Origin of the sequence: Nitrospirillum viridazoti CBAmc, from assembly GCF_000730165.1 — a bacterium.
GTDB classification, from domain to species: Bacteria; Pseudomonadota; Alphaproteobacteria; order Azospirillales; family Azospirillaceae; genus Nitrospirillum; species Nitrospirillum viridazoti.
Genome location: NZ_CP022112.1, coordinates 655,899 through 670,594, shown reverse-complemented (window position 1 = coordinate 670,594; position 14,696 = coordinate 655,899). Strand labels below are relative to the sequence as shown.

The window sequence follows — 14,696 nt, the reverse complement described above, 5'->3', positions numbered from 1 at the left end:
CGAAGACCATCGCCGGATCCGCCGCCCGTTCCTGGCCGGCCCCGCGCCCATCTGGACCCGCCTTCGGAGCTGAAAGTATGAAGATCACGGACGCCTACGTCATCGTCACCTGCCCGGCGCGGAACTTCGTCACCCTGAAGATCCGCACGGACGAAGGTGTCTATGGCATCGGCGACGCCACCCTGAACGGGCGTGAACTGGCGGTCGCGTCCTACCTGACCGACCATGTCATCCCCTGCCTGATCGGCCGTGATCCCCACGATATCGAGGACATCTGGCAGTACCTGTACAAGGGCGCCTATTGGCGCCGCGGTCCCGTCACCATGTCGGCCATCGCCGCGGTGGACACCGCCCTATGGGACATCAAGGCCAAGGTGGCCGGCCTGCCGCTGTACCAGCTGCTGGGCGGCAAGAGCCGCAACGGCGTCATGGTCTACGCCCATGCCAACGGCCAAACCGTCGACGACGCCATGAACCAGGTGCAGCACTATGTCGATCAGGGCTACAAGGCCATCCGCATCCAGGCGGGCGTACCCGGCCTGAAGGGCGTGTACGGCGTGGCCAAAGGCATCAATTACGAGCCGGCCACACGCGGCCTGCCGGCGGAATCGGCCTGGTCCACGGAGGCCTATCTGGATTTCGCCCCCACCCTGTTCGCCGCCGCCCGCGACCGTTTCGGCTGGGACCTGCATCTGCTGCACGACGTGCACCACCGCCTGACCCCCATCGAGGCGGCACGGCTGGGCAAGGCGCTGGAACCCTACCGCCTGTTCTGGATGGAAGACCCCACCCCGGCGGAAAACCAGGAATCCTTCCGCCTGATCCGCCAGCACACCACGACGCCCCTGGCGGTGGGTGAGGTGTTCAACACCATCTGGGATGCCAAGGATCTGATCCAGAACCAGTTGATCGATTACATCCGCACCACGGTGGTGCATGCGGGCGGCATCACCCACCTGCGCCGCATCGCCAACTTGGCGGAGCTGTACCAGATCCGCACCGGCAGCCATGGCGCCACCGACCTGTCGCCGGTGTGCATGGGCGCCGCCCTCCACTTCGACCTGTGGGTGCCCAACTTCGGCATCCAGGAACGCATGGTGCATGAAGACGTGACCGAGAGCGTCTTCCCCCATGCCTACAGCTTCGACCAGGGTTACATGCACCCGGGCGAGGCACCGGGCCACGGCGTCGACATCGATGAGGCGGAGGCCGCCAAGTACCCCTACCAGCCCGCCTACCTGCCGGTGGCCCGTTTGACGGACGGCACACTCTGGAACTGGTGAGTTGGTTGGGGACCGGGCGCGGCCCTGAACGCGCCCTTGCATAAGAACAGCGCCGTGCGGGCGTCAAAGCCGCCGGTGACGAATGGGAGAGAGACGTTCATGGCGTGGCCCGCGGAAGCCACAGGTGCACCAATCCCACCGCCGGCCAGGCTAGGCCGGCGGCGCTGGATCGTCGTGGCCCTGCTGTTCGCCGCCACCGTCATCAACTACGTCGACCGCCAGATGCTGGGCTTGCTGAAGCCCCTGCTGTCGCAGGAATTCCGCTGGTCCGATACCGACTACGCCGACATCATCTTCTGGTTCCAAGCCTCGTACGCGGTCGCCTACCTGGTGTTCGGCCGTGTCATCGACCGGGTGGGCGCCCGCTGGGGCTACGCCCTGACCTTCGTCATCTGGAACCTGGCCCACATGGCCCACGGCCTGGCCGGCGGTCTTGTGCAGTTCACCCTGGCGCGCGTAGCCCTGGGCGCCGGGGAGGCCGGCAATTTCCCCGCAGGCCTGAAGAGCGTGGCGGAATGGTTCCCCCGGCGCGAGCGCGCCCTGGCCGTGGGCATCTTCAACGCCGGCTCCAACGTCGGCGCGGTCGTCACCCCCTTGGTGGTGCCCGTCATCGTCGCCATAGCCGATTGGCGCACCGCTTTTGTGGTAACCGGTGTCATCAGTTTCGGATGGCTGGCCGCCTGGCTGGCGTTCTATCGCCGTCCCGAGGAGGACCGGCATCTGACCGGGGCAGAGCTGGCCCACATCCGCTCTGACGCCATCTCCCCCACCATTGCCGTGGAAGGCCCGCGCCTGCGCTGGGTGCTGCGTCAGCGGCAGACCTGGGCCTATGTGCTGGCCAAGTTCCTGACCGACCCCATCTGGTGGGTGTTCCTGTTCTGGCTGCCGGACTTCCTGGGCCGCCGCTTCGGTCTGGACCTGTCCAGCTTCGGCCCGCCCCTGGTGGCGATCTACCTGATGTCCGACGTCGGCAGTGTGACTGGCGGCTGGCTGTCGTCGCGCCTGATGCGGCGGGGTTTGGGCGCCAACCGGTCGCGCAAGGTCGCCATGCTGGCGTGCGCCGTCTGCGTCGTCCCCGTGCTGGTGGCGCCCTGGGTCGGCGGGCTGGTGGCGGCGGTCCTGATCATAGGCTTGGCGACCGCCGGCCATCAGGGTTTCTCCGCCAACCTGATGACCCTGCCCTCCGACCTGTTCCCGCCTTCCGCCGTCGCCACCGTGGTGGGCCTGGGCGGCACGGCGGGGGCCGTGGGCGGCATGGTGATGTCCAAGTTCACGGGGTGGATTTTGCAGACCACAGGCGGCTATGGCCCCATCTTCCTGACGGCGGCCCTGGCCTATCCCCTGGCGCTGCTGGCCCTTCAGACATTGAGCCCCCAGCTGCGGCCCGCCATACCGGAGAGTGGAGGTGCCGCATTCTAAAGGCGTATAGAAATCTCCTTAAGTAATTTTCGTTAAGACGATCGCCTTATTTTTGAAGGCGACGTCGTATTCGTTTGTTTTTTAAAATAAAATGCCAAAATAACGTCAATATTGTTCAAAAAATATATTGACAATATTGCGGTTTCCTGGAAATGGTAACGCTACCATTTAAAAGCGCCTAGAACGCGCTGCTTGAGGGAGGGGAGCGGAATGGGACGCCTGCATTCGGCCATTGGCCGGCACACAGACACCCGGCGGTTGACGCTGACACCTTACCGCTACCGCTGACCCGTACCCGCGCGGGGAAAACCCGCGCAAAACCAGAACCTTAACAACAGACCGCCCAATCCGGAGAGGGAGCCGCGGGCGATCGGGGAGGAAAGAAATGGCGTATTCGAAGAACTGGAAGGCATTGCTGACGACCACCGCCCTGGCCGGCTCCGCGCTGCTGGGCATGATGTCGATGCAGGCCTACGCCCAGACGGCCTCGGCGGGCGACGACCCCGCGCTGGAGGAAATCACCGTCACCGGCATCCGGCGCAGCCTGTTGGATGCCACCGAACAGAAGCGCAATTCCGTCGCCTTTGGCGACAGCATCTTCGCCGAGGACATCGGCAAACTGCCGGCCACCAACCTGGCCGAGACGCTGAACCGCATCCCCGGCGTGAACCTGAACCGCGACATCGACGGCGAAGGCGTTCAGGTCTCCATCCGCGGCCTGGGCCCCAGCTTCTCCAAGGTGCTGCTGAACAACACCCAGATCGCGGTGGCGTCGGACGGCGGCACCAACGGCGGCAACGCCAACCGCGAAGTCGACCTGGACTTGTTCCCGTCCGAGCTGTTCACCCGCCTGGACGTGGAGAAGACGCCGGTCTCCTCCACCCTGGAAGGCGGCATCGCCGGCACCGTGAACCTGCATAGCGCCCGCCCCTTCGATAACGAGGGCACCCACGTCACCCTGATCGGCCAGGGCCAGTACACCAACGCCGACGGCGAGGTCAGCCCGCGCGGCGCCATGGTGGCCAGCCATACCTGGGGCCCCTTCGGCATCCTGGTCGGCGTGTCCGGCGTGAAGACCACGACCCGCATCGACGGCTTCGAGACCATCGGCTGGACCGACGGCAACCTGCCGGCCGGCAGCGGCGACGTCGGCACCGGCAACGGTTTCGTCTATGCCAGCACCGCCCCCCGCAACGTCGCCGGCCTGACCGCCGGCCAGCCGGTGAACCTGGCGCAGACGTCGGGCCTGACCCTGCCGCAGTTGGGCAGCGCGCAGATCCCGCGCCTGGGCCGCAACAGCTATACCTTCGGCGACCGCTCGCGCGTGTCCAGCCTGCTGTCCCTGGAATACCGTCCCAGCGACGAATGGCACTTCGCCATCGACGGCCTGTGGGCCCAGTCCGACCGCGATTATCAGCGCCTGAACATGAACTGGTACGTCCGCAACTCCGGCCCCGGCACCAGCCCCACCTCAACCGGCGGCATGGTCCCCTTCAACCTGACCGTCGACAGCAACAACGTCGTGACCCAGGGCACCTTCGCCAATTCCAGCTTCTTCCTGGAAAACGACATCTTCAACCAGCATACCGAGTTCTACAACATCAACCCCACCCTGACCTGGAAGCCGTCCAAGGACTTCAAGGTCGATGCCCAGGTCAACTACGGCCACAGCACCTTCTTCCGTGAGCAGCCGCAGTTCGACGTGCAGACGCCGGCCCAGTCCGGCCTGGTGGTCAACTACCAGGCCAATGGCGCCAACGGCCAGCCCATCATCATGCCCAACCGCGACCTGAACGACCCGAACCTGGGTTGGAAGTGGTACCGCGTGAACGTGCAGAACGTGTACCGCGAGACCACGACCCGCGGCGCCCACATCGACACCCAGTACGGCGACGACAACGTCAACCTGAAGGTGGGCGGCGCCTATGACATGGCCAGCCGCATCATCCGCGCCTACGACAACAGCACGGCCTTCCAGACCTCCGTCTGCGGCGCCACCTGCGACGGGCTGTCGGGTTCGGTGCCCAATTCCCAGATCGGCCAATACCTGCAGCCCATGAACATCAGCGACTTCGGTCACCTGGCCGGCGGCAACGTCGGCTACACCCAGTGGATCATGACCAACCTGTCGGCGCTAGAGAAGGCCACCAATTACGACTACTACAAGCAGACGGCGCCGCAGACCCGCAGCGCCGTGACCGGCGGCTCCGTCGGCAACATCTCGGAAAAGACCTTCGGCGGCTATGCCGAGGCGAACGCCAAGGACACGCTGCTGGGCCATGATGTGGCCATCAACATGGGCCTGCGCTACTTCCACACCGACCAGACGGTGACCAGCCCGCTGCAGACCGCGTCCGGCGCGCTGATCGACCAGACGCTGAACACCGGCTACAGCGACGTGCTGCCCTCTGCCAACGTGGTCTACAGCCTGACGGACGACATCAAGCTGCGCGCATCCGCCTCGCGCAGCATCACCCGCGCCGACGCCAGCCAGCTGCTGCCCGGCACCACCTTCTCCGACATCTCGGCGCAGGTGGCCAGCGCGGGCAACCCGAACCTGAAGCCCTACACCTCCAACAACATCGACATCGGCGGTGAGTGGTACACGGGCGGCCTGGGCTATATCGGCGCGGCGCTGTTCCGCAAGGACATCGACGGCTTCACCGTCACCACGCAAAGCACGGTTCCCTTCACCTCCCTGGGCATCAACTTCAGCGACCTGCAGACCAGCCAGCAGCAGGCCCTGCTCCTGCGCGGCGGCCCGAACGTGGCCACCGTGACGCTGACCCAGCCCGTGAACCTCAGCAAGCTGCTGCTGCAGGGCATTGAACTGACCTGGGTGCAGCCGCTGGACTTCATCGTCGAGGGCCTGGGCTTCTCCGCCAACGGCACGCATATCGAGCAGAGTTCCAGCAGCGGGCTGTTCGCCACCGGCATTTCGCCCTACAGCTATAACCTGCAGGCCTATTATGAAGGCCATGGCGTGTCGGTCAGCGTGAACTACGTCTGGAACGACTCCTCCACCGCCGCCAACGCCCCGCAGAGCAACATCAACGAGGCGCTGATTTCCGAGGCGCGCGGCCAGTTGGACCTGTCCATGGGCTATCAGCTGCCCTTCTTCAACGACAGCGTCCGCCTGACCGTCGACGCCCTGAACGTCACCAACGAGCCGCTGGTGACGGACTTCGGCCACTCCAACTCGCCCTACAGCATCTATTACCCCGGCGTGCAGGTGATCTTTGGCGCCCGCGCCAAGTTCTAAGACCCAGTTCAGTCCCCCCGACGGTCCCAGGGGCCTCCCTTCCCTGGGGCCGTCCAAACTCGAGTTTTGGCAGTTGAAAATAAAAATCCCCGGGGGGCGCCCGTCCCCCGGGGATTTCCTTTGGCGACTTTACCGGCCTTCACCCCAGCCGGCGGTAACCGCCGTCGGCGTAGAGCAGCGGGTTGACCTCGGGCCGGCTGCGGGTCCACAGCACCTCCCCCACGATGACGCGGTGACTGCCGTGGGGCAGCTCGGCGGCGCGGCGACAGATCAGGGTGGATTGGGCGCCGATCAGGCAGGGGGCGCCCATGATGTCCTCCCACACGTCGGGCTTGAAGCAGTCGGCCGTCCGGTTGGGGGCGCCGAAGGTCTTCGAGACCTCTTCCTGGTCGGCATAGAGGATGTTGATGGCGTAGGTGTCCACCGCCAGGATGCGGTCGTGCATGCTGCCGGACTGGTTCAGCGCGATCAGGACCGAGGGTGGCTCGAAGCTCAAGGAGCACAGGGCGCTGACCGTGGCGCCCGCCGCCCCGTTCGCATCCCGCAGCGTCACCACAGAGACCGAGGCCGCCAAGCGGCGCATGGCTTGGCGCAGGCCATCCATGATGCTGGCGGCGTCATCGAGCGGTGGAAGAGCGGAGGACGTGGACATGAGGCCTCAATAGACAGCGCGGGAGCGGGCACACCTTACCTGTCGGTGATGGTGTTGCCAGCCCAATGTTTCGGCACAGGACCCAAGCGGCGGGCATAGGACACCGCTTCATCCGGGATGACAAGGCGGATCAACGCTTAGTCAAAGAACCGTGCGCTGCGGTACCACATCGGCCCACCACGCCGTAATTGAATAGTTCTCAACAGCCATTTGCCGGCGTCCAATCATCACCCACGGGGCCTGTCCATGTCGAAACGGGTGTCGGGTGTGATGGCGGCATAGGCCGAGGGGCCGCCACCGCGCAGAATGATGCCGGCACCGAAGGTGTCGAAGACGCCGTCGACGATCAGGGGACGGGCAATATGGATGGCGACGGCCTCGCCCATCACCAGCCAGGAATCCACGGCCGTGCCGTCATGGCGGCGCAGGCGGTGGATGTCCGTCACCCGGCATTCGAAATGGACGGGGCTTTCGGCCACGCGCGGCACGTCTATGTGCACCGCCGGCAGTTGGGTCAGGCCGGCGGCCTCGAATTCGTTGGTCCCGTACGGCAGGGGGGCGCTGGTGGCGTTCATCTGTTCCGCCAGGTCGCGCGTGGCCAGGTTCCAGACGAAGACGCCCGTTTCCTGGGCGTTGCGCAGGCTGTCCTTGGCGCTGGTGCTGCAGAAGCCCACGATAGGCGGGCGGTAGTTGAAAAGGTTGAAGAAGCTGTAGGGCGCCAGGTTGACGCTGCCGTCCCGCCCCCGGCTGGAGATCCAGCCGATGGGACGAGGGCCCACCATGGAGTTCAGCGGGTCGTGCGGCAACCCATGGCCCTTGGCCGGCTCATAGGAATAAAGGTCATGGTGCTGGCGCATAAGGTCCTGTCCCGGCGGTGGGGCGGCCGCCGCTGGCGTCTACCGGCGGTGGGGCGGCCGCCCGAATTGCTAACCGCCTGAACATAATGGCCCCGGCGCGCGCTTTGAACGCGGCGTCGACGCACAGGTCTGTTGCGCGACCGGCATCTGTTGCGTGACAGGCAAGGGCGCGGGCTGTCAGGCGACTTGCTTGGGCGCCGCGGCGGCACCGCCTCCGACGTCCTCCCCCTTCGCCCCATCGCCCTTGCCAATGGGCCCGTCCTCCAACGCGCCGATGCTGGCTTGCAGCAGGCGGCTGATGCCCTCGGCATAATCCTGGCTGGCCTTCAGGGCGAAGCGCTGGCCGCATTCCTGCAGCTCCTGCGGCGTGCGACAGGCCATCAGCTCAGCGCAGGCCTCCCTGTCCTCGTGCATGCGCAGTTCCCAGAAGCGGCTCACTTCCTGGAAGAAGGCCATGCCCCCATGGGCCATGCGGCCATAGACCTGCTGGATGTCACCCAGCCAGGCGGCGTTGTCGGACAGCATGGTGCCGAAGAGGGCTTGGTTGGTCCGGTCGTGCGGTGGAAACGGTGCTTTGACGGCGTCAGGCATGGCGTCCTCCCCTCTGTTGCGATCCCCGGCACGGGTGGCACGGGCAAGGCCCCGGTGCCGCGGGCGAGACGAACGAAGCGAGCATGGCGGCCCCGCACCGGCCTTCCCCTGAGATAGGCTCAAGGCAGACGGTACCGGGTCCCCCGCTGGATGGAGTGGCGGTGCCAGCATAGCACATGCCGCCCGGCAGCCCCATCCCCCGTCAGCCCCCACGGCGCATTGTTTTCGGTGCCGTTCCGGGAACGGAAAGGCCGCCCCGGCTCTTGAACCCATGAACAGCCATCATCGACGGAGCGCCCGGCATGGCCCGCTATTCCATCGACCACGGCACCACCATCGCCCGGGCCCTGGGCTGCCCAGCCGCCCCCACCCCGGCCACCGCCATCGACGCAGCTGTCATCGACATCGTGGAGGCGGAGGAGGCGTTGTACATCGTCACCGAACTGCCCGAGGACGCCGTGCCCAAGGCCGGGACCTTCCTTGGCTGAGCGAGGGACCATGGACCAGGCCCCCTGCCCTGTTCCGGCCATAGACCACCTGCCCGCCTTCGATCCGGAAAGCGGCCTGGTCAACACGGTGCTGGAGACGCCCAAGGGATGTCCGGGCAAGCTGAAGTATGAGCCCGGGCTGGGCTTGTTCACGCTCAGTTACCTGCTGCCCCCGGGCCAGGTCTTCCCCCATAATTTCGGCTTCATCCCAGGAACGGAAGGGCAGGACGGCGATCCCCTGGATGTGCTGTTGATATTGGACATGCCCCTGCCCACCGGCTTGCTGGTCCAGACGCGCCTGTTGGGCGTGATCATGGCGGAGCAGACGGACCAGAACGGCAAGACGGTGCGCAACGATCGCTTGCTGGGCGTGCCCGACCAGGCGCGCGAGCCTATCGCCGACGATCCCGTGCCTGTCCTGTCCCGCCAGATGCTGAAGGACATCGAGGCCTTCTTCATCGACTATAATCGCCGGCGCGGCCGGCACTTCCGCCCCCTGGGCGTGGGCGACGCCGATGACGCCCGCGCCATCCTGGAGGCGGGTGTGGTCAAGTCGTGACACCACCGCGCACGGCCAGGCGGTACAGGCAGGGCATGACCAGCAACACCAGCGGCAGTTGCACCGCTAATCCGGACAGGATGGCGATGGCCAGCGGCTGCTGCATGCCCGCCCCTTCGCCCAGGCCGAAGGCGAGCGGCAGCAGGGTCAGCATGGCGGCCAGTGTCGTCATGGCGATGGGGCGGAAGCGGTTGCGCCCCGCCTGGGACAGCCGCTCCACCAGCGGCATGCCCGCCGGCAGGCTCTCGAATTCCGAGAAGAAGAAGATCGCCACCTCCGTTACGATGCCGACGACCATGGTCATGCCCATCATGGCGGTGATGTTCAGCTCCGTCCGTGTCAGCCACAGCCCCACGAACACCGCCCCCGCCGCCAGCAAGGGCATGACCAGGATCACCAGGGCGGTGATGAAGCTTTCGTACAGGAACAGCAGCAGGACGAAGACGGCCGCCACGGCGGCGGCGAACACGGTCAGCAGGCCGCGGAAGGCGATGCGCTGCTGCTGATAAAGCCCGCCGAGTTCATAGCGCAAGGGCGCCTTCACCAGGTGCTGGCTGTCCAGCAGGGCGGTGACGTCAGCGGCGACGGAGCCCATGTCGCGCCCCTCGATGCGGGCGGTGACGGCCACCATGCCCTGCAGGTTTTCCTGCCCGATCTCCGGCTCCCCGCTCACCGGCACCACCGCCGCCACCCGCTTCAAGGGAAACATATGACCGTCAGGCGCGCGCAGGCGCAGGTTGGCTACGTCGGTGTCGGTGGTGCGCACCGCCGCCGGCACCCAGACGCGCACCCCCACCTGCTTCGTGGCCAGCGCCGTCTGCAGCGGCAGCTGCGTCGCCACGGCTCCCTGCAGGTAATCAGCCACCGCCGCGGTGACGCCGGCCACGTCCATGCCCTCCACCGCCGCCCGGGCGGCGTCCACGCGAATGTCCAGGGCGTCGCCCGCCGGGTTGACGCCGTCCTTGATGTCGACCACGCCGTCCACCTTGGCCAGGGCCGCCGCCACGGCGCGGGCCGTGGGCAGCACGGTGGCGGGATCGTCGCCGAAGATCTTGACCTCGATGGGCTGCGGCACGGCCGTCAGGTCGCCGATCAGATCCTCCATCTGCTGGGCGATCTCCACCTCAAGGCCCGGCACCTCATGGGCAAGGCGGGCCCGCACCTCGGCGATGACCTCATCGATATCGCGGCGGCCGGTCGGTTTCAGGCGCACGAAATAATCGCCCCGGTTAGGCTCGTTCAACTCGCCGCCCAGACCGGCGCCGATGCGCCATGACCAGGTCGCGACGTCGGGCGTGTCGGCCAGGATGACGTCGACCTGGTGCAGCAGGCGGGCGGTCTCGCTGATCGCCGTGCCCGGGGCGCTGCGGTAGTCCAGGACGAAGCCGCCCTCATCCATGTCGGGCATGAAGCCTGAACCCACGGCGCGGTAAGCCAGGCCACCCAGGACGATCAAGGGAAGCAAGCCGGCCAGCGCCAACCACGGCCGGACCAGAAGGCGCGCCGACAAGCGGCCGTAGCGGTCATCCACCCAAGCCTGCACCCTGCCCGCGCCGTGCGGCTTATGGATGTCCCCCAGCCGTTCCACCGCCAGGGGCACCGCCAGCCAGGTGATGATGAAGGAAAAGGCCAGGCCGGAGGCCATGGTCAGCGACAGCGCCTGGAAAAAGGCGCCGGTGACGCCGTCCAGGAAGGCCAGGGGCACGAAGATGACCAGGGTGGCGGCGCTGGATCCGGCCAGGGGCCGCGTGAATTCCCGCGCAGCGGCCAACACGCCGCCGCCATTACCATGCCCTTCGCGCAGGCGGCGCACGATGTGTTCCACCATGACGATGGCGTCGTCGATGATCAGGCCCACCGCCGCCGCCATGCCGCCCAGGGTCATGATGTTGAAGCTGAGGCGCAGGACGCTCAGCAGCGCCACCGTGGCCGCCAAGGCCGCCGGCACCACCAGGGCGGCGATCAAGGTGATGCGCAGGTCGCGCAGGACCAGCCACAGCACCAGGGCCGCCAGCACGATGCCGATCAGCACGGCGTCGCGCACGCTGGCGGCGGAGGCCAGCACCAGCTGGCTCTGGTCGTACCAGTTGCTGACCGTGACGCCCTTGGGCAGGCTGGCGGCCGCCAAGCGGTCGCGTACAGCCGCCGCGATGCGCACGCTGTTGCCGTCGCGCTGCTGATAGACGTTCAGCAGCACGGCATCGCGGCCACCGGCCGTCACCCGCGTCCATTGCGGCACGGTGCCGTCCACCACCTGGGCCACGTCGCCCACCGTCACGACACCGCCGGCACCGCTGGACAGGACGACGTGGCGCACGGCGTCCAGGCCGCCCAGGCTGTTGTCTGACACCACCAGGAACAGCTTGTAATGGTCCTCGATGCGGCCCACGGCCTGCACCAGGCTGGCATTGCCCACCGCCTTGACCACGTCCTCGAACGCCAGGCCATGGGCCAGCAGGCGGTCGGGATCGGCGATGACCTGGAATTCCTGCTCCGCCCCGCCGGCGACACCCACCTCGGCAACGCCCTCGATGCTGGCCAGCAGGGGACGCAGCTGGTACTGCGCCAGGTCGCGCAGCCGCGTGGGCGACAGGGTGTCGGAGGTCAAGCTGTAGGCGATGATGGGGAAGACCGTCGGTTCCATGCGACGCACGGTGGCGGTGGAGCCCGCTGGCAGGGTGGGCAGCACCTGTCCTACCGCCGCGTTCACCTGCAGCTCCGCCGTGGTCATATCGGTGCCCCAGGCGAAGGTGATGGACAGTTCCGCACTGCCCCGGCTGGTGGTGGAGCGCACGTCCGTGACCCCGGGCACCCGGTGCACCGCCTGTTCCAGCGGCCGGGTGGCCAGCAGCAGCATCTGCGGCGCCGGCCGGTCGCCGGCATCCAGCGAGACGCGCACCCGGGGAAAGGTCACGGCGGGAAACAGGGTGACGGGCAAGCGGCCCGCCGCGATCAGGCCCGCCAGCACCGGCAGGGCCAGCAGGCACAACAGCGAGCGGCGATGGGTGACCACCCAGGCGGTGAAGCCGGTCATCGGGCGGCCTCGACCTTGACGGCGGCGCCATCCTCCAGGCCGTAATTGCCCAGGACGATGACCGGCAGCGTGGGGTCCAGCTTGTCGCCGCTGACCTCCGTGCCGGCGGGGCCCTCCACGCCGGTCTCAATACCCACGCGCCGGGCCTTAGCCCCCGACAACTGGAACAGGTAGGTGCCGTCCTCATCCGTCAGCACCGCCTGCCGGGGCACGACATAGCCGTCGTGCCGGTCGGTGGTGATGGCGATGCGGGCCGGGGTGCCGGGCAGCGCGCCGCCGCCCGCCTGCAGGATGACGGTCACGTCCACCCATCGAGTGGTCGGGTTCAGCATGCCGGCGATGCCGGCCACCGTGCCGGTGAGAGTAGTGCTGGCCCCCACCAGCGGCGTCACGGCTACCGGCTGGCCCACCTTCACCGTGGCGACCTCGGCCGGGTCCACGCCCGCCACCACGCGCACACCCGCGCCCTGGCCCAGCCGCACCACGGGCGCGCCCGGCTGGATGCGGTCACCCAGCGCCACGGGGATGCTGTCGACATAGCCGTCGAAGGGGGCGGTCAGGGTTTCGGTGGTGTGATCGGTGCCCAGGCGCTGCTCCGCCTCCAGGGCGCTGCGCGCGTCCCGTTCGGCCTGCTCCGCCGCCGCCACCTGGGAATTGGTCGCGAGGTGCTGGTCGCGCAGGGCGCGCGCCCGCTCCAGCTCACCCGTGGCGAAGGTCAGGGCCGAGCGCGCCTTGGCATAGCCGGCGGCGGCCGTGGGGTCCGTCGCCAGGTCCACCAGGGGGGTACCCTTGGCCACCGGCTGGCCAGGCCGCACCAGCACGCGGGCCACCTGCCCTGCCCGCTGGAAGCTGACGTTGACCAGGGCGTCGCTGTCCGGCGTCAGGGTGCCATAACCGCCGACGGTGACGCTGACCGCCTGGCGGGCCAGGGGCGCGGTGCGCACAGTGACGACGGGGGCCGGCTCTTCGGCGGCATGGGCGCCACCGGCCAGCAGGATCGCGGCCAGCAGCGTGGCGCGCAGGGCGGACGTGGTCATGGGGTCGCTTTCTCGATCGCGTCTGGGGCCGTGCCCAGGTTTTCCGGCACATCGCCGCCGATCAGGGTCATGAGGTCGACGCGCTGTTCCTGCACCGCCTGGTCCAGCTTCAGCGCTTCCAGCCGGCGGGACAGCAGGGCGCCCTGCAGGTCGACGAAGGTGCGCTCATCCAGGCTGCCGGCGCGGAAAGCGGCATCGGCGTCGGCCGCCGCCCGTTCCAGGGTGGTGATGCTGTCGGCGGTCGCCCGCGCCTGGGCCTCCAGTTGGTCCAGGGCCAGCAGGCCCTGGCCGACGCCGCCCACCGCGGCGTCCAGGCGCGCCTGATAGTCCTGGCGCAGTTGCTCCCGCGTTGCGCGCTGCACGGCGATGGCCCCCTGGTTGCCATCGAAAAGCGGCAGGCTGATGGACAGGGCCAGGCTCTGCGTCTTGACGTTGGAGGTGTCGCGGGCGCGGTTGCTGCCGATGCTGAGGGCCGGGAACTGGCCCAGCACCGCCTGCCACACCGCCTGCTCCTGCGCCTGGTAGCCGGCCTTCAGCGCCAACAGGTCGGGCCGGCGGCCGGCCAATTGCGGCAGATCGGCCCGGATGCGGTCGACCGGCGGCAGGGGCAGATCGCCGGCCGTCAAGGGCGCCAGGGCCAGGGGGGCGGTGGGCGTCAAGCCCAGCAGCGCGTTCAGGTCCATGCGGTTGCGCAAGGCCTGCTGCTCCAGGTCATGCAGCTGGGCTTCCACGCCGTTCAGCGCCGCCAGGTCGCTGACGACGTTGGGCAGGGTTTCGTCCCCCCGGCCCATGGCCGTGCTGGTGCGGCGGTAGCGGTCGGCGAACAGGGCGCGATTGGCCTCCAGCACGGCGCGCTGGCGCTCGAAAGCCTGGGCCCGCACCACCAGCAGCCGCGCCTGGGACACCACCTGCCATTCCTGCCACAGCAGGTCCAGCTCCGCCCCCCGCAAGGTGGCCGCCGCCGCGTCCTTGCGGGAGGATCGGGTGAGGAAAGGCATGACGTCCTGCATCAGGCCGATGGTGAAGGCGTCCATCACCGCGGGGCCCGAGGTGAGGAAGCCGTAGTCCACCGACAGCTGCGGGTTGGGCAGCAGCCCCGCCGTGAACGCCTCCGCCACCGCCACGCCATGCTGGGCCCGCGCGGCCTTCAGCTCAGGATTGCGGGCCACGGCCACCATGGCCACCGCGTCGACGTCCAGCGGGCGGGCGGGGTCGACCATGTGCCGGCGCAGGGCCGGCAGGGGCATGGCCGCCGGGTCGACGGTGATGCCGGCCAAGCCCTGTGCCAGGTCGGGCGCATCAGCCAGGGGGGCCGGGCTGTAGCTGGCGCAGCCGGCCAGGCAGGACAGGGCCAGCAGGCCGCCCAAGCCCCTTGATGTCAATATGCGTGGGATCATGCGGCAGGTTCTGGAGGAAGAGGTCGCGAAATCATGGACGCACGACGCCAGAAGACGGGATAACCCTCCATTGACTTTTCAGTTAGTCTTCGACACTCACGCATTTGTCATAAACGG

Annotated in this window: 11 protein-coding genes; 5 read left to right on the top strand and 6 right to left on the bottom strand. The window is 67.8% G+C overall.

Annotated features, from left to right (window positions below):
* The first annotated feature begins 77 nt into the window (after nt 1-77).
* The 3 genes from manD to Y958_RS24765 all read left to right on the top strand — a co-directional run bounded on the left by manD (nt 78) and on the right by Y958_RS24765 (nt 5,964).
* The gene (gene manD, locus Y958_RS24775) at nt 78-1,283 is read left to right on the top strand and encodes a D-mannonate dehydratase ManD (protein ID WP_088874585.1); all 1,206 of its coding nucleotides are present in this window, start codon (nt 78-80) and stop codon (nt 1,281-1,283) included.
* 99 nt (nt 1,284-1,382) lie between these two features.
* The gene (locus tag Y958_RS24770) at nt 1,383-2,702 is read left to right on the top strand and encodes an MFS transporter (RefSeq protein WP_186291600.1); all 1,320 of its coding nucleotides are present in this window, start codon (nt 1,383-1,385) and stop codon (nt 2,700-2,702) included.
* 385 nt (nt 2,703-3,087) lie between these two features.
* Complete coding sequence (locus Y958_RS24765; protein WP_088874583.1) at nt 3,088-5,964, top strand: TonB-dependent receptor; 2,877 nt, start codon at nt 3,088-3,090, stop codon at nt 5,962-5,964.
* Nucleotides 5,965-6,103: 139 nt separating this feature from the next.
* Here Y958_RS24765 and Y958_RS24760 read toward each other — a convergent pair whose 3' ends face one another.
* The 3 genes from Y958_RS24760 to Y958_RS24750 form a co-directional block, all read right to left on the bottom strand.
* The gene (locus Y958_RS24760) at nt 6,104-6,616 is read right to left on the bottom strand and encodes a flavin reductase family protein (RefSeq protein ID WP_088874582.1); all 513 of its coding nucleotides are present in this window, start codon (nt 6,614-6,616) and stop codon (nt 6,104-6,106) included.
* Between the two features lie 227 nt (nt 6,617-6,843).
* Entirely contained in the window at nt 6,844-7,473 is a 630-nt protein-coding gene (locus Y958_RS24755) for a flavin reductase family protein (RefSeq protein WP_088874581.1), read from the bottom strand.
* 177 nt (nt 7,474-7,650) lie between these two features.
* Nucleotides 7,651-8,064, bottom strand: coding sequence for a hypothetical protein (locus Y958_RS24750; RefSeq protein WP_088874580.1), 414 nt, complete (start codon nt 8,062-8,064; stop codon nt 7,651-7,653).
* 302 nt (nt 8,065-8,366) lie between these two features.
* Here Y958_RS24750 and Y958_RS24745 point away from each other — a divergent pair, with 302 nt between their 5' ends.
* Nucleotides 8,367-8,552: a hypothetical protein gene (locus tag Y958_RS24745; RefSeq protein WP_088874579.1), complete on the top strand. Its 186-nt coding sequence runs from the start codon at nt 8,367-8,369 to the stop codon at nt 8,550-8,552.
* Between the two features lie 10 nt (nt 8,553-8,562).
* Nucleotides 8,563-9,111 carry an inorganic diphosphatase gene (locus Y958_RS24740; protein ID WP_088874578.1) on the top strand — a complete coding sequence of 183 codons (549 nt, stop codon included), beginning with the start codon at nt 8,563-8,565 and terminating at the stop codon, nt 9,109-9,111.
* Here Y958_RS24740 and Y958_RS24735 read toward each other — a convergent pair.
* From Y958_RS24735 to Y958_RS24725, 3 genes are read right to left on the bottom strand one after another with little or no spacing between them, the layout of a single operon-like run.
* A complete protein-coding gene (locus tag Y958_RS24735) occupies nt 9,101-12,145 on the bottom strand; it encodes an efflux RND transporter permease subunit (RefSeq protein WP_088874577.1) in 3,045 nt (1,014 codons plus the stop codon). The two genes, Y958_RS24740 and Y958_RS24735, sit on opposite strands and share 11 nt — an antisense overlap.
* On the bottom strand, nt 12,142-13,182 hold the full coding sequence (locus Y958_RS24730; RefSeq protein WP_088874576.1) for an efflux RND transporter periplasmic adaptor subunit: 1,041 nt from the start codon (nt 13,180-13,182) through the stop codon (nt 12,142-12,144). The genes Y958_RS24735 and Y958_RS24730 overlap by 4 nt, the downstream gene beginning before the upstream one ends.
* Nucleotides 13,179-14,579 (bottom strand): TolC family protein, encoded by a 1,401-nt coding sequence (locus Y958_RS24725; protein WP_088874575.1) that lies wholly within the window; start codon nt 14,577-14,579, stop codon nt 13,179-13,181. Before Y958_RS24725 ends, Y958_RS24730 begins: the two co-directional genes overlap by 4 nt.
* Nucleotides 14,580-14,696 lie beyond the last annotated feature (117 nt).